Genomic DNA, 20,435 nt, shown 5'->3' with positions numbered 1-20,435 from the left:
CCGATGACCCGGCGCACGCGCTGATGCACGGCCCCACCTTCATGGGCAACGCGCTGGCTTGCGCGGCCGCCAACGCGTCGTTGGACCTGTTCGAGTCCGAGCCCCGGCTGGCGCAGGCGCAACGCCTGTCGACGGCGCTGGCTGCCGGCCTGGAACCTTGCCGCGACTTGCCCTGGGTGCGCGACGTGCGCGTGCTGGGCGCGATCGGCGTAGTGGAAGTGGACGGCATCGCGGACCGCGAGGCCTTGAAACGCCGGCTGGTCGAGGCCGGCGTCTGGGTCCGCCCGTTCGGCAATGTCGTCTACCTGACGCCGGCGCTGACCATCGCCGACGATGAACTGGCCGCCTTGATGCGCGCCGTGGTGGACGTGCTGCGCAAGCAGCGCCCCTGATCCTGCCGGCGGCCCCGGCCGCCCCACCTCGGCAAGGGGCGGAAAGGGCCTTGATCCAGATCAAGGCGCCTGGCCAGGGCGCTGGTTACCATCGGCGCATGCGAGCAAAATCGATCTTCGCCGTTCCTGCCTGCCTGCCCGATGCCGACCGCCAGCAGCGCCGCCATGCGCTGGTGCGTCTGTCGCTCGCCTGGCTGGCGATGATGCAGGTCATGATGTTCGCGTGGCCCGGCTACCTGCGGCACGACAGCATGCCCGCCGACGCCCTGGAAACGCTGGATTGGGCCATCGTGCTGATGAACTGGGCCAGCTTCGCGCTGACTATCCCCGTGGTGCTGTATTCGGCGTGGCCCATCTGGCGCCACGCGGGTGACAACCTGCGCCACGGCCGCGCCGGCATGGACGTGCCGGTGGCGCTTGGCATCGTCGCGGCCTTCATCCCCAGCGTGCACGCCACCTGGACGGGGCGCGGCGAAGTCTATTTCGATTCCGTCACGATGTTCGTGGCCTTCTTGCTGACAGCAAGATATCTGGAACTCTGCGCGCGCCAGTCCTTCGGCGCGGCAGGCGGCCTGCGGCACCAGCGGGTCGAGGCCCAGCGCCTGGATCTGGGCGCCCGCGCCGACCGCCTGGCCTCGCGCTTCGTCCTGGCGCAGGTGGCGCTGGCGCTGGCAGCGGCTGCTGCGTGGGCCTACATCGATCCCGCGCACAGCATCCCGGTGATGGTGGCGCTGCTGGTCATGAGCTGCCCCTGCGCCATGTCGATGGCGGTGCCCACGGCTATGGCTTCGGCGCACTCGGCGCTGGCGGCGCACCCGTCCATGCCCGATGCCGCGCTGGACGAACTCTTGCGGCAAGCCCGCCACAAGGCCCGCCAGAACCTCTATGGATCGCTGGTCTGGCATCTGCTCATGACGCCGCTGGCGCTGGTGGGCTGGGTCACGCCGTGGCTGGCCGCCATTACCATGCTGGTCTCGTCGCTGGCGGTGGCCTATAACTCCTGGCGCCTGTGCCGCCGGGATTGGTCTGGCGAACTCTCGCCGTCCGGCGCGCTGGAAGCCGCGCAATGACTATCCTGTACCTGCTGTTGCCCCTGTCCCTGCTGTTCGTGCTGGCCATCGGCATATCGCTGTGGTGGGCCGTCTTCAACGGCCAGTACGACGACACCGACAACGCCGGCACGGCCATCCTGCGCGACGACGACAGCGGTCCCGCCAGCCGCGGCTGAAAGCCGCTGCGCATCGCGGTTCAGGTTCGGGCGACGCGCCCGCCTCGACCGCAACATTCGCCCATCTTCTTGCAGTTCCGTTGCGCGGGCGCCGCGTTCCCCTGCGGGCCATCCACTGCTTGATCCATATCAACGCCGACTTGTGTGACTAGTCCCATCATCTGAGCCTGGAGCTATTTGTTACTTTGGGGGAAGGGTGATGAACGATTGCGCCGCAATCGCAAGCAAGGCCGATACCTTCAACTACAAGATCGTGAGGCAGTTCGCGCTCATGACGGTGGTTTGGGGCATTGTCGGCATGGCTGTGGGCGTTTTTATCGCCGCGCAGCTGATTTGGCCTCAGTTGAATTTCGATACCGCATGGCTGAGCTACGGCCGCCTGCGCCCGCTGCACACCAACGCGGTGATCTTCGCGTTCGGCGGCAGCGCGCTGTTTACGACGTCTTACTACGTCGTCCAGCGCACCTGTCAGGCCCGCCTGTTCTGTGGCCCCTTGGCCGCGTTCACGTTCTGGGGCTGGCAGATCGTCATCGTCGCCGCCGCCATCACGCTGCCGATGGGATTCACCAGCAGCAAGGAGTACGCGGAACTCGAATGGCCGATCGACATCCTGATCACGCTGGTCTGGGTGGCGTACGCCATCGTGTTCTTCGGCACGATCATCAAGCGCCGGTCCAAGCACATCTACGTGGCCAACTGGTTCTTCGGCTCGTACATCCTGACCATCGCCATCCTGCACATCTTCAACAACATCGAAATGCCGGTGTCGTTGTGGAAGTCGTATTCGGCGTATTCCGGCGTCCAGGACGCCATGGTGCAGTGGTGGTACGGGCATAACGCGGTGGGCTTTTTCCTGACCACCAGCTTCCTGGGCATGATGTATTACTTCGTGCCCAAGCAGGCCGGCCGCCCGATCTATTCGTACCGCCTGTCCATCGTCCACTTCTGGGCGCTGGCCTTCACGTACATGTGGGCGGGTCCGCACCACCTGCTGTATACGTCGCTGCCCGACTGGACCCAGTCGCTGGGCATGACGTTCTCGCTGATTCTGCTGGCGCCCTCCTGGGGCGGCATGATCAACGGCATCATGACCCTGCAGGGCGCCTGGTACAAGCTGCGCACCGATCCGATCCTGAAGTTCATGGTGACGGCGCTGTCGTTCTACGGCATGTCGACCTTCGAAGGCTCGATGATGTCGATCCGCACGGTCAACGCGCTGTCGCACTATACGGACTGGACCATCGGCCACGTGCACTCGGGCGCGCTGGGCTGGGTTGCCATGATTTCCTTCGGTTCCCTGTACTACCTGATCCCGCGCCTGTACGGCCGCGAAAAGATGTACAGCGTGAAGGCGATCGAACTGCACTTCTGGATCGCGACCATCGGCGTGGTGCTGTACATCGCTGCCATGTGGATCGCCGGCGTGCAGCAAGGCCTGATGTGGCGCGATACCGCTTCCGACGGCACGCTGGTCTACAGCTTCGTCGAGGAACTGAAGACGCGCGTCCCGTACTACCTGATCCGCTTGCTGGGTGGCACGTTGTTCCTGTCTGGTGTGTTTGTCATGGCCTGGAACGTGTGGAAGACGGTGCGCGGCGCGCAACCGGTCAACCCCGCCATTCCGCTGGACGATCCCCACGCCGCTCGCCCGCCGGTCGTTGCGACCGCCGCGCCGGCTACTGTTTGACGAGGACATCATGGCCAACAAGAAACCTGGCTTCTTTTCTCACCAGACGCTTGAGAAGAACATCGGCTGGATGATCATCGCCAGCATCCTGGTGGTGTCCTTCGCGGGGCTGGTCCAGATCGTTCCGCTGTTCTTCCAGCACAGCACGACCCAGCCCGTCGCCGGCGTCGAACCCTACAGCCCGTTGCGGCTGATGGGGCGCGACGTATACATCCGCGAAGGCTGCGTCGGCTGCCACTCGCAGCAAGTGCGCGTGTTGGCGGCGGAAGTGCAGCGCTACGGCTCGTACTCGACGGCAGCGGAATCGGTCTTCGACCATCCGTTCCTGTGGGGTTCCAAGCGCACCGGCCCGGACCTGGCGCGCGTGGGCGAGCGCTACTCCGACGACTGGCACCGCATCCACTTGCGCGACCCGCGCAAGGTAGTGCCCGAGTCGAACATGCCCGCCTACCCGTGGCTGGAAAAGACGGTCATCACCGGCCAGAACGTGGCTGAGCGCATGCGGGCCCTGCGCGCCCTGGGCGTGCCTTACACCGACGCCGACATCGCGGCCGCACCCAAGGCCATCGAAGGCAAGACGGAAGAGGACGCGCTGGTCGCCTACCTGCAGGAGTTGGGCGTAGGCGTGCGCAAGGCCCAGGCCAAGCAGGCCGAAGACGCCAAGAAGGCCGAAGCGGCCAAGAAGGCGGCAGCGCCTACCGCGCAGTCCGCCGTGCAACCCGCCGCGCAAGCGGCCACGGGAGGCTGATCATGGTGGGCTACCTGAGCGCGATCGTCACCGCCATTTCGATGGCAACCTTTTTCGGCATCGTCTGGTGGGCCTGCTCGCGCGGCCGCCAGAGCGCCAACCGCGAATCGGCCATGCTGCCGTTCGCCCTGCCCGACGAGTTCGGCCAGGCACAACAAGATGGAGCGAATCGGTCATGAGCGATTTCGTTAATGGCTTCTGGGGGTATTTCATCTCGGTCGTCGCCGTGGGCGGCGTGGTCTGGTGCGTGTGGCTGCTGTACACGCAGCGCCGCTGGCTCACCAACAAGCCGGCCAACGGCCAGGTCGAAGACACCGGCCACGTCTGGGACGGCGACCTGACCGAGCTCAACAACCCGGTCCCCACGTGGTGGACCTGGATGTACCTGCTGGCGTGCGTGTTCGCGCTGGGCTACCTGTTCTTCATGCCCGGCCTGGGTTCGTACAAGGGCCAATTGGGCTACAGCAGCACGGAAGAAGTCGCGCGCCACCAGGCCAAGATGGCCGAGGCCGTGCGCCCGATCTACGCGCGTTTCGAGACCATGACCGTGCCGCAGGTGGCGCAGGATCCGGCCGCCCTGGAAATGGGCCAGCGCCTGTTCCTGAATACGTGCGCGCAATGCCACGGCTCTGATGCGAAGGGCGGCCCCAGCTTTCCGAACCTGACCGATGGCGACTGGCTGTATGGCGGTTCGCCGGAAACCATCATGGAGACCATCACCAAGGGCCGTCACGGCGTGATGCCGCCCTGGAAAGCGGCGATCGACGCCAAGACTGCCGGCGACATCGCCCAGTACGTGCGCTCGTTGTCGGGCTTGACGTCGGACGACATCCGCGTGTTCCGGGGCAAGCGCGAGTTCGCCAATTTCTGCGTGGCCTGTCACGGCGTGGACGGCAAGGGCAACCCGTTGCTGGGCGCGCCCAACCTGACGGACGACGTCTGGCTGTACGGCAGTTCGGAAGCCTCGATCGTCAAGACGATCCTGGACGGCCGCGACAACCGCATGCCGGCGCACGAGCACATCCTGAACCCCGAGCAGATCAAGGTGCTGACGGCGTGGGTGTGGGGCCTGTCGAACAACAAGCCGGCAGCCGCGGAGAAGGGCGCGGCGGCACCGGCCGCGCCGCTTGCGGCTACCGCGGCGAAGTAAGGCGAACAGCAGGGCTTAGGTGGGGGGCGCGTCTCGCGGCCCCCACATCATTGGACTTACCGTACGGAGCAGCAAATGGAAGATGGGTCAACCGCAAGCGTCGGCACGCCGCCTGGCGGAGACCCGCCGCCCTGGCAACCGTATACGCGGCCGCCGCGTCCCGGCCAGGAAACGCTGGAGCAGACCCTGGCGGGTGTGCGCAGCAAGATCTATCCGCGATCCGTCAGTGGCATCTTCGCCCGCTGGCGTATCGCCTTCGTCTTTATCACCCAGCTGATCTTCTACGGGCTGCCCTGGCTGCAATGGAACGGCCGGCAGGCCGTGCTGTTTGACCTGGGCGCACGCAAGTTCTACCTGTTCGGTCTGGTGCTGTGGCCGCAGGACGTGGTGTACCTGGCCGTGCTGCTGGTGATCTCGGCGCTGGCGCTGTTCCTCTTCACCGCCGTGGCGGGCCGGCTGTTCTGCGGTTACGCCTGTCCGCAAACGGTCTACACCGAAATCTTCATGTGGATCGAGCGCAAGGTCGAAGGCGACCGCATCGCGCGCATCCGCCTGGACGAATCGCCATGGACCTGGCGCAAGGCGCGCCTGAAAGTCACCAAGCACGTCTTGTGGATCGCGCTGGCGTGGTGGACGGGGTCCACCTTCATCGGTTATTTCGCGCCGATCCGCGAACTGGGCCATGAACTGTTCGCGCTGCAGCTCGGCCCGTGGCAATGGTTCTGGATGCTGTTCTACGGGTTCGCCACGTGGGGCAACGCCGGATTCATGCGCGAGTCCGTCTGCAAATACATGTGCCCCTATGCGCGTTTCCAGAGCGTGATGGTCGACCCGGACACCTTCGTCGTCACCTACGACAAGCGTCGCGGCGACCCGCGGGGCGGACGTTCGCGCAAGGTGGACCACAAGGCCGCCGGCCTGGGCGACTGCGTGGATTGCAGTTTGTGCGTGCAGGTCTGCCCCACCGGCATCGATATCCGGGACGGCCTGCAGTACATGTGCATCGGCTGCGGCGCCTGTATCGATGCGTGCGAACAGGTCATGGACAAGATGCAGTATGAACCCGGCCTGATCCGCTACACGTCGGACCGCGCCATGCAGGATGGCCTGTCCGCCAAAAGCGCGCGTTCGCATCTGCTGCGCCCGCGCGTGCTGATCTACGGCACGCTGATCCTGATCATGGCAGTGGCGTTCGTGGCGTCGCTGGCGATGCGCAACCCCTTGCGGGTGGACGTCATCCGCGACCGCGGCGCGCTGGGCCGGGAAGTGGCGGGCGGCCAGATCGAGAACGTCTACCGCCTGCAGATCATCAACACGTCGGACACCGCCATGCGCCTGCGCCTGTCGGCAGACGGCATGCCGGGACTGGCCGTGATGACGGGCCAGCAGGGGTCGGACGTGGTTGAAGTGGAACCCGCCGCCAACAAGCTGGTTCCGATGGTGATCCGGGCGCCTGCCGGTGCCACGCCAGGCGCGCATGCCATCACGCTGCGCGCGCGCGGCCACGACGGCGAAAACCATCCCATCGAAACCGACGAACCCGCCAGCTTCTACGTGCCTGATTGACTACGTAAAGGACGAACTTCATGACCCTCGCACAATCCGCTCCGCCGCCCAAGCCCTGGTACTACGAACCGTGGCCCTGGATCCTGATGGCCGGCCCGTTCGCGGCCATGGTCGGGTGCTTCATCACGATCTACTTCGCCTACAGCAACTTCACGCACGAGCCGATCCTGGAAGGCGTGGTCAAGCGCGGCCTGGTGATTGAGCAGGCGGCGCCCAAGACCGGCGAAGCCGCGGGCGCCGCGCGCGCCAATCTCTGATGGGAGGACACAAATGGGCTTGCGTTCATTGATGTGGATATTGTGGCCGTCGTTCCTGGCGGCTGCGGCGGGCAGCGCCCTGATCTTCGCGCTGATCGATCCGTTGGACGTGGCGATCTTCGGGCACGTGCCCACGGGGCGCATGGGCTTCTACACGGTGTCGTTCTTCGTGTTGTGGGTGATGGCCGGTTTGTCCAGCACGCTGACGGCCTACCTGATGCCCAAAGCGGCCGAGGAAGACCCGCTTTGAATGGAAAGGGGCCCGCCAACCTGGCGGGCGCCGCGTCAGACCTTTTTGACGAACTCCGACTTCAGGCTCATCTGGCCGAAGCCGTCGATCTTGCAATCGATGTCGTGGTCGCTGTCGACCAGGCGGATGCCTTTGACCTTGGTGCCCATCTTGATCACGCCGCCGGACCCCTTGAGTTTCAGGTCCTTGATGACGGTGATGGTGTCGCCGTCCTGCAGGACGTTGCCGGCCGAATCGCGGTAGACGCGGGCGTCGTCGTCCGAAGGCGTGGCGTCCTGCGCCGACCATTCATGCGCACATTCCGGGCAGACGTAGCCGCCGCCATCCTCGTAGGTGAATTCGGATTGGCATTTCGGACAGGCGGGCAATGCACTCACGGGTGTACCTCAGGTGAAACGCGCGAATCGCGCAATACTCGATTGTACTGCCCCCGGGGTCTATTTTTTCCCTAACAAGTGCCTATCTTCACGCATTTTCGTGCAGTAAGTCGACAAAATGCTGTCCTGCAGCGCTCAAGGGGCGGTCGCGCGGCACAATGCTGCCGAACGCGGCCAGCGACTGCCGGATCTGGTAGGGCAGGATCGCCAACAGGCCGTGGCGGGCGTATCGGCTGGCGACCGATTCCGGAATGACACCCAGCATCTGCGACTTCATCGCCAGATTGGTGGTGGTCAGGATGGAGGCGGATTCGATCAGTCCGGGCGGCAGGGCCGTGTTGTGGGATCGGAACTCATGTTCGATCACGTCCCGCATCGGGCTGCCTTGCGGCTGCAGGATCCAGGGGTAGGCCTGCATCGCGTCGAAACTGACGCGCCGTTTGCGGGCCAGCGGGTGATCCACCGCCGCGATGACGGACAGGGCCTCGTCGCCGATCGGGCGGAACAGGTAATTGCGGTCCGACAGGGTCAGCATGCGGCCGATCACCACGTCCAGCTTGCCTTCGTTCAACTGCGCGATCAGCAGGTCGCTGGTGCCGGTGGAGATTTCCACCGCCAACAGCGGATATGTCCGTTTCAGGCGCAGCAGCGCGTCGGTCAAATGGCTGGGCGAGGCCGCCATGATGCTGCCGATGAAGAGTTTGCCGGCGCTGCCCAGCCGCAGTTCATCCAATTCGCGGGCCAGCGACGACACCGTTCCGCGCATGCCCCGGAAATGTCCCATGACGCACTCGCCCGCGGCCGTCAGCGCCAGGCCGCGGCCCACGCGCTCGAACAGCGGCTGGCCCAACGCCAGCTCCAGTTCGTGCAGCATCTTGCTGGCGGCGGATTGGGTCATGTTCAGTTGCTGCGCAGCCGCGCGCAGGGTGCCCCGGTCGTCAATGGCAAGCAGCAGCACGACCTGCCGCATGCGCAGCCGGGCCAACAGGGCAGGGACATTCAGGTTGCGTTCCATGATTGATCGCTTCAGGTGAACGGTTGGTGCGAAAGTTTCATTTTACGGAAACGGAGCTTCTCCCTAAGATGCATTCACAACAAATTGCCCGGCAGCGGCAAAGAATTTATCAAGGAGACAACCATGAAGATCCGCGTATTGGCCGCGATGGCGGCGGGCGCCCTGTGCCTGTCCGTCCTGGCCACCGGCCCGGCGCACGCCCAGGCGCAACCGGCCGGCTGGCCCACCAAACCGCTGCGCCTGCTGGTCGGGTCCGCGCCCGGCGGCGGCACCGACGCCATGGCGCGCGCCGTGGCCGACAGGCTGGGACCCATGCTCAAGCAGACGGTCGTGGTCGAGAACAAGCCGGGCGCGTCCAACACGCTGGCGGCCGATCTGGCCGCGAAGTCGGCGGACAGCCACACCATGGTGATGGGCGTGTCCACGGCCCACGCGATTGCGCCCCATCTGCTCAAGCTGGGATACGACAATGACCGCGACCTGACGCCCGTGGTGTTCGTGGGCGCGGTGCCCAACATCCTCGTCGTCAACAACCAGGTGCCCGCGAAATCGGTGCAGGAACTGATCGCGCTGCTTAAAAGCAAGCCGGGGGAATACAACTTCGCCAGCAGCGGCTCCGGCAGCACCCAGCACATCGCGGCGGAACTGTTCAAGGACGCCACCGGCGTGCAGATGACGCACATCCCCTACCGCGGCAGCGGTCCGGCCATGGTGGACCTGATGGGCGGGCAGGTGCAGATCGCCTTCGAGACGGCGTCGTCCGTCATCCCCCACATCAAAAGCGGCAAGGTGCGCGCGCTGGCGGTGCTGAGCGCCCGGCGCAACGCCCAATTGCCGGACGTGCCGACGATGGCCGAGGCCGGCGTGCCCGGCGTCGAAATGAGTGCGTGGTATGGCATCTACATGCCCAGCGCCACGCCCGCCGCCATCCAGAAGCGCATCCATGACGACGTCAACCAGATCCTGGCGCTGCCTGAAACGCAGACCCGCCTGTTGGCGATCGGCGCGGACATCACGCCAATGAGCCAGGAACAGTTCGCGCAATTCCACAAGACCGAGAATCAGCGCTACGCCGGCATCATCAAGAAGAACAACATTTCCGTGGAATGACCCCAGCATGAACCCCAACTCGAATTCCAACCCGAACCCCGTCATTGCCCTGACCCTGGGCGACCCCGCCGGCATCGGCGCCGAACTGATCGCCCGTCTGCTTGCCAAGCCAGAGGCCTGCGAGCGCGCCAATATCGTGCTGGTGGGCGACGCCTGGCTGTGGCGCGAAGGCCAGCGCGTGGCGGGCGTGCAGGTGGCGACGCAGACGGTGGACAGCATCGAGGCGGTGCGCAACCGGCCGGACACCCGCCTGCCGGCGTGGCTGGAAATGGACACGATCCGGCCCGACCAGGTCACCGTCGGCCAGCCCCAGGCGGCCGGCGGCGCCTCGGTGCTGCGCGTGCTGGATGCTTGCATGGACGCGGCGCGCGCCGGGCATGTGGACGCGATCTGTTTTGCGCCGTTGAACAAGTTCGCCATGAAGCTGGGCGGCTTGAAGCACGACGACGAACTGCACCACTTCGCGCAGTACCTGGGCGTCACCGGCTACTTCTGTGAATTCAACACGCTGGGCGAGCTGTGGACGTCGCGGGTGTCCTCGCATATTCCGCTGAAGGACGCTGCGGCGGCGCTGAGCATCGACGGCATCAAGGCGGCGACGCGGCTGATCTACCGGTCGCTGCAGGCCAACGGCATCGCCACGCCGCGCGTGGCGGTGGCCGCCTTCAATCCGCATGGCGGCGACGGTGGCACGTGCGGCCGCGAAGAGGTCGATATCATCGCGCCCGCCGTGCGCCAGCTGAACGAGGAGGGGCTGCCCGTGCAGGGACCCTTTCCCGCCGACACCATCTTCCTGAGAGCGCAGGCCGGCGAGTTCCAGGCGATCGTCACCATGTACCACGACCAGGGGCAGATCGCGATCAAGCTGCTGGGCTTCGCGCGCGGGGTGACGGTGCAGGGCGGCCTGCCGATCCCCATCACCACGCCCGCGCACGGCACCGCGTACGACATCGCGGGCCAGGGCCGCGCCAATGTGGAAGCCACCTGGCAAGCCTTCCAGATCGCCTGCCGGATGGGCGTATCGCACCGTTTCCCGTCTTCCAAGTAGGAACCCGACATGAAGATCAAATCCGTCCGCGCCCGCGTTTTCGAATGGACCGGCAAGACCGTGCCGCCCCAGGGCAATTTCTGCTCCAACGCCATGGACCTGCTGTATTCCAAGCAGGAAACCATGAGCACGTTCCGCTTTCACGGCTGGACCGTCGTCGAAGTGGAAACCGATGACGGCATCGTGGGGCTGGGCAATGTGGCGCTGGCCCCGCGCGTGGCCAAGGCCATCATCGACCAGTACCTGACGCCGCTGGTGGTGGGGCAGGACCCGTGGGACTACGAATACCTGTGGCAGCGCATGTACCGGGCCACGCACGCCTGGGGCCGCAAGGGCGTGACGATGGCGGCCATCTCGGGCATTGACCTCGCCATCTGGGACATCCTGGGCAAGTCGGTGAACAAGCCTGTCTTCAAGCTGTTGGGCGGCCGGACCAAGGAGAAGATCCCTGTCTACTACTCCAAGCTGTACCGCACCGATCTGAAGGCGATGCAGGAAGAGGCGCAGACCTATCTGGACCAGGGATTCACCGCGTTCAAGATGCGCTTCGGCTACGGGCCGGCGCATCTGCAGAAGGGCGTGGCCGAGAACCTGAAGTCGGTCGAGGCCGTGCGCGAAGTCATCGGGTACGACACGGACCTGATGCTGGAATGCTATATGGGGTGGAACCTGGAATACGCCAAGCGCATCCTGCCCAAGCTTGAGAAGTTCGAGCCCCGCTGGCTGGAAGAGCCCGTCATCGCCGATGATGTCGACGGCTACGCCGAATTGAACCAGCTGACGTCGATCCCGATCTCGGGCGGCGAGCACGAGTTCTCGCTTTACGGGTTCAAGCAGCTGCTGGACAGGAAGGCGGTGTCGGTCGTGCAGTACGACACGAACCGCGTGGGCGGCATCACGGCGGCGCACAAGATCAATGCGCTGTGCGAGGCCTACAGCGTGCCGGTCATCCCGCACGCCGGCCAGATGCACAACTACCACCTCACCATGAGCACGCTGGCCTCGCCCATGAGCGAGTATTTTCCGATGTTCGACGTGGAAGTCGGCAATGAGCTGTTCTACTACATCTTCGACGGCGAGCCGGTGGCCAAAGAGGGCTTCATCGACCTGGACGACAACAAGCCGGGCCTGGGGCTGACGCTGAAGACCGAGTACCTGAATGATTTCAACATCATCGAATAGGCCCGCCATGATCACGACCCCCACGATCCCCACGCCCCAGGCGCCGCGTTACCGCGGCATCTTCCCGGTGGTGCCCACGCCTTTCACCGAGGCGGGCGACCTGGATCTGCCCAGCCAGAAGCGGGCAGTGGACTTCATGATCGATTCGGGCGTGGACGGCCTGTGCATCCTGGCGAACTTCTCCGAACAGTTCGTGCTGTCGGACGACGAACGCGAGGTGCTCACGCGGACCATCCTGGAACACGTGGCGGGCCGCGTGCCCGTCATCGTGACGACCACGCACTTCAGCACCCGGGTGTGCGCGGCGCGCAGCCGGCGCGCGCAGGACCAGGGCGCGGCCATGCTGATGATCATGCCGCCCTACCATGGGGCGACGATCCGCGTGCCTGAAGCGCAGGTCGAGGCGTTCTTCCAGCAGGTGTCGGACGCGGTGGACATTCCCATCATGATCCAGGACGCGCCGGTGGCGGGCACGCCGTTGTCGGCCGCGCTGTTGGCCAAGATGGCGCGCGAAATCCGGCAGGTCTCGTATTTCAAGATCGAGACCGCGGGCGCTGCCTCCAAGCTGCGCGACCTGATCGCGTTGGGCGGGGCGGCGGTGGAGGGCCCCTGGGACGGTGAGGAAGCCATCACGCTGCTGCCCGACCTGGACGCGGGCGCCACGGGATCCATGACGGGCGGCGGCTTCGCCGACGGCATCCGCCCCATCATCGAGGCGCACCGCGCGGGCCGGCGCGATGAGGCCTACTGCCTGTACGAGCGCTGGCTGCCGTTGATCAACTATGAAAACCGGCAGGGTGGCATCCTGACCGCCAAAGCGCTGATGAAGGCCGGCGGCGTGATCGATTGCGAGGCGCCCCGGCACCCGTTCCCGCCCATGCGCCCCGAGGTCCGGCAGGGCCTGTTGGAAACCGCCCGCCGATTGGACCCCCTGGTGCTGCGTTGGGGGCGTTAATCCCTGAAACGGGAACACTGCGTTCCGCCACGCCGAACAAGCTGTAACGGCGTGGCGGGTAAAATCTCCGGCTATCGATCACGTCGGGGGCTCGTGTGCAGCCGGTTATATCAGTTCAGGGCTTATCCAAGCGGTACGCCTCGGGGTTCCAGGCGCTCAAGAGCGTCAACCTGGAAATTCAGCGCGGTGAGATCTTCGCCTTGCTCGGGCCGAATGGCGCGGGCAAGACGACACTGATCAGCATCATCTGCGGCATCGTCAATCCCAGCGATGGCCGTGTCCTGGCCGACGGCCACGACATCGTGTCGGACTTCCGCGCCGCGCGTTCCAAGATCGGCCTGGTGCCGCAAGAGATTTCCACCGACGCGTTCGAAAGCGTCTGGAACACCGTCACGTTCAGCCGTGGCCTCTTCGGCAAGCCGGCCAATCCGGCCTACATTGAAAAGGTGTTGCGCGACCTGTCCTTGTGGGACAAGAAGGACAGCCGCATCATGGCGCTGTCGGGCGGGATGAAGCGCCGCGTCATGATCGCCAAGGCGTTGTCGCACGAACCGGCCATCCTGTTCCTGGACGAGCCCACGGCGGGCGTGGACGTGGAGTTGCGCCGCGGCATGTGGGAAATGGTGCGGCGCCTGCGCGAAAGCGGCGTCACCATCATCCTGACCACGCATTACATCGAAGAAGCGCAGGAAATGGCCGACCGCATCGGCGTGATCCGCAAGGGCGAGATCATCCTGGTCGAAGAAAAGGACGCGCTGATGGCCAAACTGGGCAAGCGCCAGCTGAGCCTGACCTTGAAAGCGCCGTTGCCGGGCATCCCGACCGCGCTGGACGCCTATCAGCTGGACTTGTCCAGCGATGGGTACAAGCTGGTCTATACCTACGACAACCAGGGAGGCGGCCAGATTTCCCAGCTGCTGCACGACCTGAGCCGGCTCCAGATCGAATTCACCGACCTGAATTCATCGGAAAGCTCGCTCGAGGATATCTTTGTCAGCCTGGTACACGGTCAATCATGAACTTCTACGCCATCCGCGCGATCTACCTGTTTGAAATGGCCCGGGCCTGGCGCACGCTGATGCAAAGCGTGTTGTCGCCGGTCATCTCCACGTCGCTGTACTTCGTGGTGTTCGGTTCGGCCATCGGTTCGCACATGGTCGAGATCGATGGGGTCAGCTACGGCGCGTTCATCGTGCCGGGCATGATCATGCTGTCGCTCTTGACGCAAAGCATCGCCAACGCGTCCTTCGGCATCTACATGCCGCGGTTCTCCGGCACCATCTACGAAATCCATTCGGCGCCCATCTCGTATGTGGAGATCGTCATGGGCTACGTGGGGGCGGCCGCCAGCAAGTCCATCATCCTGGGGCTGATCATGCTGGCCACGGCGCGCCTGTTCGTGTCGTTCGAAGTCGCGCACCCGGTCTGGATGCTGGGCTTCCTGGTGCTGACGGCCGTCACGTTCAGCTTGTTCGGCTTCATCATCGGCGTGTGGGCCGACGGCTTCGAGAAGCTGCAGATCATCCCGCTGATGATCATCACGCCGCTGACCTTCCTGGGCGGCACCTTCTATTCGATCAAGATGCTGCCGCCGTTCTGGCAGACCGCCACCCTGTTCAACCCGGTGGTCTACCTGGTCAGCGGCTTCCGCTGGGCGTTCTACGGCGTGTCGGACGTCAGCGTCGGGGTCAGCGTCGGCATGACGCTGGTGTTCCTCGTTGCCTGCCTGATCGGCGTACGCTGGATCTTCAAGACGGGCTATCGGCTGAAGACCTGATCAATCGGCGGCCGTGGGCGCGCGGCGGGCCATGCCGTCAAAGGCATCGAGCAGCCGTTCGCGCCACGCATGGACGGGGTCGTCTTCGGCCAGCAGTTCCAGCGGGCTGGTGCAGCGGGCCCACATGAACATCCCGAACACCGCATAGTCGGCATAGCCGTGCTGGCTGCCCGCCAGGTAGGGCTGCTTGCCCAGCGTCAGGCGCAGCGGCAGCAGCGCTGCCCGTAATGCCGCGATCTGTTCGGCGTAACCCGCCGGCAGGTCTTCCAGTCTGCCGAAGCGCTTTTCCCGCGAGGCGCGGAAGTAGTCCTGGTCTTTCTCGTGGATCAGGCCGTGGATGGCGGGCAGCAACAGGCGCGCCAGCACCGGCACCAGCGTGGCATCGGCCCAGGCGTTCGCGAACCGCGTGACCGCGCGCCCGCCCGCGCCGCCGAACAGGGACGGCCGTTCGGGAAACGTGTCTTCCAGATAGCAGGCGATCTGCCATGAATCGCTGACCACATGGGTGTCGTGCACCAGCACCGGAACCAGCTTCTGGCCGGAAAAGTCGATCGCTTCCTTTTCGGTGAAGCGCCAGGGCACGGTCTTGGCGGACAGGCCCTTGTGGGCCAGCGCCATGTGCGTTTTCCAGCAATGCGGGCTAAAGCGCAGCGACGCGTCGGCGCCGGCCAAATCGTACAGGGTGAGATCCGGGTTCAAGATGCCGCGCTCCTTGGACATGCCAGTGGAAAAGGACGGCAGTCAGGATAACGCTTCCCCGCTTGGCGGCCCATAAGAAAAAGCGCCACGCGCCCGAGGACGCGTGGCGCAGGCCGGACAATCCCCGGTCCGGCCTTGGGTTACTTCGGCGCGCCCTGGCTCATGTTCATGACTCGCTGCTTCAACTGCGGGTCCTGCTGCACGGCCTGGCCGATGCCATTGAATTCTTCGACGGTCAGTCCGTCCGCACGCACCAGCTGCACCATCTTGGCGTCCGCTTCCTGCACCACCTTCTGCTTGGCGTCATCGGACTTTGCCGCGTCGACCTTGGGCCGGTATTCGTCGACCACGCCGGACACCTTTTGCGATGCCGAGGCGAAGCGTTGCAGCTGCTGGTCGGTGGGTTGCGTAATGGCGGGGGCCATCTGCGGTTGAGCCGGCGGCTGGCTGGCGTTCTGCGCCAGGGCGGGGGCACCGGACAGCGCCGTCGTCAGAATGGCGGCGGATAGGAATGCGTAAGTGGAACGCTGCATGAAACCTCCTTGTTCCGGTTGAATGTCCGACCATGATGACGACGGGACCGGCCGCGGGACAAGTTTCGCGATGTGTTTTCCTGTGTCGGCAGGCCACGAGATCCGGGCGTGCCGCGGGAGGGCCGCCCCTGGGGCGGCGCCAGAAACGTTTTGCGCGGTTTCGTAGTCGCTGCTGGTCGCGATGTGTCTTTAGGTTTGTGCGGCGCAGCGCGGGTCGCGCGCCGACGGGTCAGATCAGCAGCATGCTCAGCATCACCAGCGCCAGCAGCAGGATGTACACCCGGGCATGCAGGCGGTCGGGAATGCGCGGGATCAGCGGCGCCGCCAGCCGGATGCCCGCCAACGAACCCAGCGCCAACGCCGCGAAAGCCAGCAGATCGACATAGCCGACGATCCATGGGGCCAACGCGGCGGGCAGGCCGCGCGCCGCCGCCATATAGGCCAGTGTGCCCACGATGGCCACCGGCAGCGTCAGCGGGTTGGCCATTGCCGCCGCCTTGGCCATGGGCAGGCCGCGCCGGCGCAGCAAGGGCACTGTCATCACGCTGCCGCCAACCCCAAGGAAAGTGGCGATGGCGCCAATGACCACGCCGCCGCCCACCACGACGCCCTGTCCCAAGGGCCGCGGCGCCTGCGTGTCATGCTGCTGCGCCAGGAAACCTTGGCGCAGCAGGCAGTCCAGGATCGTCACGCCCAGGTAGGCGATGAAGATCCCGCGCACCAGGTCGCCGCTGGCGCGGGTGGCGGCCCACGCGCCCAGCAGGGCGCCCGCGGCGATGAAGGCGGCCAGCGGCCAGACGTAGGCGCGCACGATATTGCCGGCGCGCTGATGCTTGCGCGTGGCGGCGATGGAATTCACGATCATGACGCAGGTGGACGTCGCCACCGCGATGTGCATCGCGGACTGGCCGATGGCGTCGCCCGCGCCGTGCGTGGCCGTCAGCACCCCGTACAGCACCGGCACCACGACAAAACCGCCGCCGAAGCCGAACAGGACCGTGGTGACGCCGCTGGCGCAGCCGAACAAAGCCAATACGAGATAAAGCATGCCGTCCATCCTTTCGCATAGAAGTCGCCACGATACGGCGGGGAGGATTGGCCTGCTTTATAGGATTGGACAATAATGTTCGTATTTCGGCCAAGCCCGTCGGTTGCCCACTCCGTCTGCCATGCGAAATACCCATATCGACCGCTACGACTCGCTAGACCGCGCCGTGGTCGCCATCGGCAACGACTATCCGCCTGGCCAGCTGCTGCCGGCCCATGCGCACCGCCGCGCGCAGCTGCTGTACGGCGCCACCGGCGTCATGCAGGTCGAAACCCGCGACGGCAACTGGGTGGTGCCGCCGCAGCGCGCCGTCTGGATACCCGCCGGCGTGACGCATCAGGTCCGCATGCTGGAAGTCAGCACGCGTAGCGCGTACATCGAACCCGGCGCCGCGCGCGCGGATCGCGACGCCTGCGAGGTGATCGAGGTGTCGCCGCTGTTGCGGCAATTGCTGCTGGAAGCCGTGGACATGCCCGCCGCCTATGAGCGCGAAGGGCGAGACGGCGCGCTGGCGGCCTTGCTGCTGCACGAGGTCGACCGCGCGCCCGTGTTGCCGCTGCATATTCCGCTGCCGCGGGACAAGCGGCTGGCGCCGCTGTGCCGGGCCTTCATCGCCGCGCCCGACGCGCGCGTGCCGCCGCAGGCGTGGGCCGACCGCCTGCACATGAGCCTGCGCACGTTCAGCCGCCACTTCCGGCAGCAGACCGGCATGTCCTTTTCGGCGTGGCGGCAACGCGCTTGCGTGGTGCTGGCGCTGGCGCGGCTGGCTTCCGGGCAGCCGGTCACCGCCATCGCGCTGGACTTCGGCTATCAAAGCCCCGCGGCGTTCTCCACGATGTTCCGCCGGGTGCTGGGCAGCCCCCCGACCGAGTACCTGCGGCAGGACTAGTGTGTTGGTACTATCGCGACACGAATGTCGGCCCGTGCCGGGCCGACCGCCAATACGGATTCCATCACCTTGTCGCAATCACCGCTTTCCGTGGGTATCGCCGGCGCGGGCAGCGCGGGACTGGCCACTGCGCTGGCGCTGGCGCAGGCCGGGCATCAGGTGCGCGTCTTTGAAAAGCATCCGGGTTTCACGACCCAGGGCGCGGGCCTGCTGCTGCAGCCGCCCGGCGTGCGCGCGCTGCGCTCCTTAGGGGTGGACGTGGCCGCGCTGAATGTAGGTGCGCCGATCGACCGCCTGCTGGGGGTGTCGCATCGCGGCTGGCCTGTCGTCGATATCGATTACGTGGGGGATGGCGCCCGCGCGGTGACCCGGGCGGCGTTGGGCGGGGTGCTGTTCGACGCCTGCCGGCGCGCGGGCGTCGCGTTCTCGTTCGGCTGTCCGGTCCAGACGCTGGACAGCCAGGCGGGCAGGGCGCGCGTGGTCCATGGGGACGGCGCCAGCCAGGCGGAATCCCTGTTCGACGTGTTCGTGGTGGCCGATGGCGCCGCGTCCGCGCTGCGTGAACAGGTGGGGTTGGCCAGCAAGTCCCGCGTGTATCGATGGGGAGCGTTGTGGGGGCAGTTCTGGACGCCGGACTGGCCGGGGGCCACGCAGCTCTTGCAGCGCTTTCGCGGCACGCGCCAGATGATGGGGCTGCTGCCTACTGACATCGGCCCCCAGGGCGTCCGCCTGTCGCTGTTCTGGAGCATTCGCCATGACGCCTTGCCCGCTTGGCGCGCCGCGCCGATCGGGCAGTGGAAGGATCAGTTGCTGGCGTTGTGGCCCGAAGCCGCGCCGGTCGTGGCCCAGGTGTCCCGGCATGAGGACCTGGCCGTGGCCACTTATCGCCATACGTGGCCGCGCGGGCTGGCGGCCGGGCCCTATTGCGCGGTGGGGGACGCCGGTCATGCGATGAGCCCGCAGTTGGGACTGGGGGCGACGTTGGCGGTGTTGGATGCGCTGGCGCTGGCGCGCGCGCTGGGCGAGTACGGCGCCGCCGAGGGACCGTCGCGTTACGCGCGCAGCCGGCTGCTGCCATCACGCCTGTACCAGACGCTGAGCCGCGCCTTGACGCCGTGTTTCCAGTCGTCGGGCCCGGGCCTGTGGCGCGACTTGCTGTTCGGCGGGTCGTTGCTGGTGCCCGGCGTGCGCGGGTTGATGAAGCGGGGGCTGCTGGCGATGCCGGCGGCGGACGAGGCCCGGCGCCGTTGATGGCGCGTCAGGCCGCGTACCACAGCACCGCGAAGAAATGGCACACGGTGCCGGCCAGCACGAACAGGTGCCAGATGAAATGGCTGTAGCGCCAGCGGTTGTCGAACACGAAGAACACCACGCCGCCCGTGTAGGCCAGGCCGCCGGCCACCAGCCACCACAGCCCGCCCGTGGGCACGCGTTCGATCAGTGGATTCACGGCGATGATCACCAGCCAACCCATCGCCAGGTAGAGGCCCGTCGAGATGGCAGGTCGATTCAGGCGCTTGCTGGCCTTCAATCCCACGCCCAGCAGCGCCAGTCCCCAGACCAGGCCGAACAGGGTCCAGCCCCACGGGCCGCGCAGCGCGCCCAGCGCAAACGGCGTATAAGTGCCGGCGATCAGCAGGTAGATGGCCGAGTGGTCCAGCACGTTGAAGATCTGCTTGGCGCGGCAGAGCGGCAGCGCGTGGTAGATGGTGGAGGCCAGATACAGCAGGCACATCGATGCCGCGAACACGGCGGCGCCTGCGATGAAGGCGGGGTCGCCCTGGCGTACGGCGGCGATGATCAGGAACGGGGCGGCGGCCACGGCGCCTGCCGCGCCCACGCCATGGCTGATGGTGTTGGCGATTTCTTCGCCCAGGGTCTGGGGTCTGTCGTTGGGAAACATGAATGCGTCTTGTTGTGTTGGTGCAAGGCTTACACCATAGGCGGTTTGCGCGGCGCGCTCAAGCGGCCACTCGCCCGCCGGCCCACTGATGCGGGCTGGCTTGATCTTGTGCAAATCGCGCACGGGCCGGACAGGCGGCCAGGCGCGGCCGCGAAGTTACTCTGTGATACATTTCACGCAGAAATAAATCCGCCCGCAGAGGCGGTGTACGTTCTTTTCCCAGGCTCGCGTCCGCGATCTGCGCGTCCGCGCGGCCGCAACAGATACTCTAAGGGGAGGCACCGATGATTCCGGCAATTGGCCTTATGGTTGGGGCATACATCGTTACGCGGATGACAGCCATGTTGACGCGTCCCGACTCCAGTAAAGTGGTCAGGGTATTGTCCATACTCACTATCGCCGTTGCGTTGATGTCCTGTCTGCAATTGTTGACGGGCGGTCTCGGTCCGGCGCCAAGATTCTGAGCTCCAGGCGTCCGCGACCTTGCGGACGCGATGGCCTGCGTGCCGCAGCGAGCGGCCCCGCGGCGTCAAGACGCCGACGCGAAGTCAAGAAGGTTTACTGGCCGAGGCCTAGCAATGGCGCGCAGTTTTACCAGTCTGTTTTTCAAAGCCGCAAAGA

24 protein-coding genes are annotated in these 20,435 nt (G+C 65.7%); 18 read left to right on the top strand and 6 right to left on the bottom strand.

Annotated elements, in window-relative coordinates; genetic code table 11:
- The 10 genes from ACO6D5_RS04430 to ACO6D5_RS04385 form a co-directional block, all read left to right on the top strand.
- Nucleotides 1-392 (top strand): aminotransferase class III-fold pyridoxal phosphate-dependent enzyme (locus ACO6D5_RS04430; protein WP_485824705.1); only part of this gene is annotated, 392 nt, incomplete at its 5' end.
- Between the two features lie 98 nt (nt 393-490).
- Nucleotides 491-1,462: a P-type ATPase actuator domain-containing protein gene (locus tag ACO6D5_RS04425; RefSeq protein ID WP_424624970.1), complete on the top strand. Its 972-nt coding sequence runs from the start codon at nt 491-493 to the stop codon at nt 1,460-1,462.
- On the top strand, nt 1,459-1,620 hold the full coding sequence (gene ccoS, locus ACO6D5_RS04420; RefSeq protein ID WP_006225694.1) for a cbb3-type cytochrome oxidase assembly protein CcoS: 162 nt from the start codon (nt 1,459-1,461) through the stop codon (nt 1,618-1,620). The genes ACO6D5_RS04425 and ccoS overlap by 4 nt, the downstream gene beginning before the upstream one ends.
- Before the next feature lie 199 nt (nt 1,621-1,819).
- A complete protein-coding gene (ccoN, locus tag ACO6D5_RS04415; protein ID WP_006225695.1) occupies nt 1,820-3,307 on the top strand; it encodes a cytochrome-c oxidase, cbb3-type subunit I in 1,488 nt (495 codons plus the stop codon).
- A 10-nt stretch (nt 3,308-3,317) separates the two neighbouring features.
- Nucleotides 3,318-4,055: a cytochrome-c oxidase, cbb3-type subunit II gene (ccoO, locus tag ACO6D5_RS04410; RefSeq protein ID WP_006225696.1), complete on the top strand. Its 738-nt coding sequence runs from the start codon at nt 3,318-3,320 to the stop codon at nt 4,053-4,055.
- Nucleotides 4,056-4,057: 2 nt separating this feature from the next.
- Nucleotides 4,058-4,234 carry a cbb3-type cytochrome oxidase subunit 3 gene (locus ACO6D5_RS04405; RefSeq protein ID WP_006225697.1) on the top strand — a complete coding sequence of 59 codons (177 nt, stop codon included), beginning with the start codon at nt 4,058-4,060 and terminating at the stop codon, nt 4,232-4,234.
- Nucleotides 4,231-5,205 carry a cytochrome-c oxidase, cbb3-type subunit III gene (gene ccoP, locus ACO6D5_RS04400; RefSeq protein WP_006225698.1) on the top strand — a complete coding sequence of 325 codons (975 nt, stop codon included), beginning with the start codon at nt 4,231-4,233 and terminating at the stop codon, nt 5,203-5,205. The genes ACO6D5_RS04405 and ccoP overlap by 4 nt, the downstream gene beginning before the upstream one ends.
- 75 nt (nt 5,206-5,280) lie before the next feature.
- Nucleotides 5,281-6,771, top strand: coding sequence for a cytochrome c oxidase accessory protein CcoG (gene ccoG, locus ACO6D5_RS04395; RefSeq protein WP_485824704.1), 1,491 nt, complete (start codon nt 5,281-5,283; stop codon nt 6,769-6,771).
- 20 nt (nt 6,772-6,791) lie between these two features.
- Nucleotides 6,792-7,028, top strand: coding sequence for a FixH family protein (locus tag ACO6D5_RS04390; RefSeq protein ID WP_485824703.1), 237 nt, complete (start codon nt 6,792-6,794; stop codon nt 7,026-7,028).
- A 13-nt stretch (nt 7,029-7,041) separates the two neighbouring features.
- Nucleotides 7,042-7,278: a hypothetical protein gene (locus ACO6D5_RS04385; RefSeq protein WP_006225701.1), complete on the top strand. Its 237-nt coding sequence runs from the start codon at nt 7,042-7,044 to the stop codon at nt 7,276-7,278.
- A 35-nt stretch (nt 7,279-7,313) separates the two neighbouring features.
- On the opposite strand, the gene ACO6D5_RS04380 is transcribed toward ACO6D5_RS04385, so the two are convergent.
- The gene (locus tag ACO6D5_RS04380) at nt 7,314-7,655 is read right to left on the bottom strand and encodes a zinc ribbon domain-containing protein YjdM (RefSeq protein WP_169270931.1); all 342 of its coding nucleotides are present in this window, start codon (nt 7,653-7,655) and stop codon (nt 7,314-7,316) included.
- Between the two features lie 88 nt (nt 7,656-7,743).
- Entirely contained in the window at nt 7,744-8,670 is a 927-nt protein-coding gene (locus tag ACO6D5_RS04375) for a LysR family transcriptional regulator (protein WP_485824702.1), read from the bottom strand.
- A gap of 123 nt (nt 8,671-8,793) precedes the next feature.
- On the opposite strand from ACO6D5_RS04375, the gene ACO6D5_RS04370 reads away from it, so the two are divergent.
- The 6 genes from ACO6D5_RS04370 to ACO6D5_RS04345 all read left to right on the top strand — a co-directional run bounded on the left by ACO6D5_RS04370 (nt 8,794) and on the right by ACO6D5_RS04345 (nt 14,742).
- Nucleotides 8,794-9,780: a tripartite tricarboxylate transporter substrate-binding protein gene (locus ACO6D5_RS04370; protein ID WP_315845015.1), complete on the top strand. Its 987-nt coding sequence runs from the start codon at nt 8,794-8,796 to the stop codon at nt 9,778-9,780.
- A 7-nt stretch (nt 9,781-9,787) separates the two neighbouring features.
- Complete coding sequence (locus ACO6D5_RS04365) at nt 9,788-10,828, top strand: 4-hydroxythreonine-4-phosphate dehydrogenase PdxA (RefSeq protein WP_485824701.1); 1,041 nt, start codon at nt 9,788-9,790, stop codon at nt 10,826-10,828.
- A gap of 9 nt (nt 10,829-10,837) precedes the next feature.
- Nucleotides 10,838-12,010, top strand: a complete 1,173-nt coding sequence (locus ACO6D5_RS04360) for an L-rhamnonate dehydratase (protein WP_485824700.1) — start codon at nt 10,838-10,840, stop codon at nt 12,008-12,010.
- 7 nt (nt 12,011-12,017) lie between these two features.
- On the top strand, nt 12,018-12,965 hold the full coding sequence (locus ACO6D5_RS04355; protein ID WP_485824699.1) for a dihydrodipicolinate synthase family protein: 948 nt from the start codon (nt 12,018-12,020) through the stop codon (nt 12,963-12,965).
- A 95-nt stretch (nt 12,966-13,060) separates the two neighbouring features.
- Nucleotides 13,061-13,984, top strand: a complete 924-nt coding sequence (locus ACO6D5_RS04350) for an ABC transporter ATP-binding protein (protein WP_006225708.1) — start codon at nt 13,061-13,063, stop codon at nt 13,982-13,984.
- Nucleotides 13,981-14,742 carry an ABC transporter permease gene (locus tag ACO6D5_RS04345; protein WP_315845019.1) on the top strand — a complete coding sequence of 254 codons (762 nt, stop codon included), beginning with the start codon at nt 13,981-13,983 and terminating at the stop codon, nt 14,740-14,742. The genes ACO6D5_RS04350 and ACO6D5_RS04345 overlap by 4 nt, the downstream gene beginning before the upstream one ends.
- On the opposite strand, the gene ACO6D5_RS04340 is transcribed toward ACO6D5_RS04345, so the two are convergent.
- The 3 genes from ACO6D5_RS04340 to ACO6D5_RS04330 form a co-directional block, all read right to left on the bottom strand.
- The gene (locus ACO6D5_RS04340; protein WP_315845020.1) at nt 14,743-15,441 is read right to left on the bottom strand and encodes a glutathione S-transferase N-terminal domain-containing protein; all 699 of its coding nucleotides are present in this window, start codon (nt 15,439-15,441) and stop codon (nt 14,743-14,745) included. It lies immediately after the preceding gene.
- 140 nt (nt 15,442-15,581) lie between these two features.
- Nucleotides 15,582-15,974, bottom strand: coding sequence for a DUF4168 domain-containing protein (locus ACO6D5_RS04335; RefSeq protein ID WP_183013059.1), 393 nt, complete (start codon nt 15,972-15,974; stop codon nt 15,582-15,584).
- A 229-nt stretch (nt 15,975-16,203) separates the two neighbouring features.
- Nucleotides 16,204-17,022 carry a TSUP family transporter gene (locus ACO6D5_RS04330; RefSeq protein ID WP_315845021.1) on the bottom strand — a complete coding sequence of 273 codons (819 nt, stop codon included), beginning with the start codon at nt 17,020-17,022 and terminating at the stop codon, nt 16,204-16,206.
- Between the two features lie 121 nt (nt 17,023-17,143).
- On the opposite strand from ACO6D5_RS04330, the gene ACO6D5_RS04325 reads away from it, so the two are divergent.
- Both ACO6D5_RS04325 and ACO6D5_RS04320 read left to right on the top strand, forming a co-directional pair.
- Complete coding sequence (locus tag ACO6D5_RS04325; RefSeq protein WP_315845022.1) at nt 17,144-17,911, top strand: helix-turn-helix domain-containing protein; 768 nt, start codon at nt 17,144-17,146, stop codon at nt 17,909-17,911.
- Nucleotides 17,912-17,935: 24 nt separating this feature from the next.
- Complete coding sequence (locus ACO6D5_RS04320; protein WP_485824698.1) at nt 17,936-19,162, top strand: FAD-dependent oxidoreductase; 1,227 nt, start codon at nt 17,936-17,938, stop codon at nt 19,160-19,162.
- A gap of 7 nt (nt 19,163-19,169) precedes the next feature.
- Here the strand turns inward: ACO6D5_RS04320 and trhA are convergent, their stop codons facing one another.
- Nucleotides 19,170-19,814 carry a PAQR family membrane homeostasis protein TrhA gene (gene trhA, locus ACO6D5_RS04315; RefSeq protein WP_485824697.1) on the bottom strand — a complete coding sequence of 215 codons (645 nt, stop codon included), beginning with the start codon at nt 19,812-19,814 and terminating at the stop codon, nt 19,170-19,172.
- Nucleotides 19,815-20,435 lie beyond the last annotated feature (621 nt).

It is taken from the genome of Achromobacter sp. (assembly GCF_057314935.1).
The sequence above is the reverse complement of the archived record's forward strand: the minus strand, read 5'-3'. Positions and strand labels throughout refer to the sequence as shown.

Bases quoted from the DNA above. Each gene is read 5' to 3' on its own strand.
- ACO6D5_RS04425 (WP_424624970.1), top strand. From the start codon at position 491: ATGCGAGCAAAATCGATCTTCGCCGTTCCTGCCTGCCTGCCCGATGCC.
- ccoS (WP_006225694.1), top strand. From the start codon at position 1,459: ATGACTATCCTGTACCTGCTGTTGCCCCTGTCCCTGCTGTTCGTGCTG.
- ccoN (WP_006225695.1), top strand. From the start codon at position 1,820: ATGAACGATTGCGCCGCAATCGCAAGCAAGGCCGATACCTTCAACTAC.
- ccoO (WP_006225696.1), top strand. From the start codon at position 3,318: ATGGCCAACAAGAAACCTGGCTTCTTTTCTCACCAGACGCTTGAGAAG.
- ACO6D5_RS04405 (WP_006225697.1), top strand. From the start codon at position 4,058: ATGGTGGGCTACCTGAGCGCGATCGTCACCGCCATTTCGATGGCAACC.
- ccoP (WP_006225698.1), top strand. From the start codon at position 4,231: ATGAGCGATTTCGTTAATGGCTTCTGGGGGTATTTCATCTCGGTCGTC.
- ccoG (WP_485824704.1), top strand. From the start codon at position 5,281: ATGGAAGATGGGTCAACCGCAAGCGTCGGCACGCCGCCTGGCGGAGAC.
- ACO6D5_RS04390 (WP_485824703.1), top strand. From the start codon at position 6,792: ATGACCCTCGCACAATCCGCTCCGCCGCCCAAGCCCTGGTACTACGAA.
- ACO6D5_RS04385 (WP_006225701.1), top strand. From the start codon at position 7,042: ATGGGCTTGCGTTCATTGATGTGGATATTGTGGCCGTCGTTCCTGGCG.
- ACO6D5_RS04375 (WP_485824702.1), bottom strand. From the start codon at position 8,670: ATGGAACGCAACCTGAATGTCCCTGCCCTGTTGGCCCGGCTGCGCATG.
- ACO6D5_RS04370 (WP_315845015.1), top strand. From the start codon at position 8,794: ATGAAGATCCGCGTATTGGCCGCGATGGCGGCGGGCGCCCTGTGCCTG.
- ACO6D5_RS04365 (WP_485824701.1), top strand. From the start codon at position 9,788: ATGAACCCCAACTCGAATTCCAACCCGAACCCCGTCATTGCCCTGACC.
- ACO6D5_RS04360 (WP_485824700.1), top strand. From the start codon at position 10,838: ATGAAGATCAAATCCGTCCGCGCCCGCGTTTTCGAATGGACCGGCAAG.
- ACO6D5_RS04355 (WP_485824699.1), top strand. From the start codon at position 12,018: ATGATCACGACCCCCACGATCCCCACGCCCCAGGCGCCGCGTTACCGC.
- ACO6D5_RS04345 (WP_315845019.1), top strand. From the start codon at position 13,981: ATGAACTTCTACGCCATCCGCGCGATCTACCTGTTTGAAATGGCCCGG.
- ACO6D5_RS04335 (WP_183013059.1), bottom strand. From the start codon at position 15,974: ATGCAGCGTTCCACTTACGCATTCCTATCCGCCGCCATTCTGACGACG.
- ACO6D5_RS04330 (WP_315845021.1), bottom strand. From the start codon at position 17,022: ATGCTTTATCTCGTATTGGCTTTGTTCGGCTGCGCCAGCGGCGTCACC.
- ACO6D5_RS04325 (WP_315845022.1), top strand. From the start codon at position 17,144: ATGCGAAATACCCATATCGACCGCTACGACTCGCTAGACCGCGCCGTG.
- ACO6D5_RS04320 (WP_485824698.1), top strand. From the start codon at position 17,936: ATGTCGGCCCGTGCCGGGCCGACCGCCAATACGGATTCCATCACCTTG.
- trhA (WP_485824697.1), bottom strand. From the start codon at position 19,814: ATGTTTCCCAACGACAGACCCCAGACCCTGGGCGAAGAAATCGCCAAC.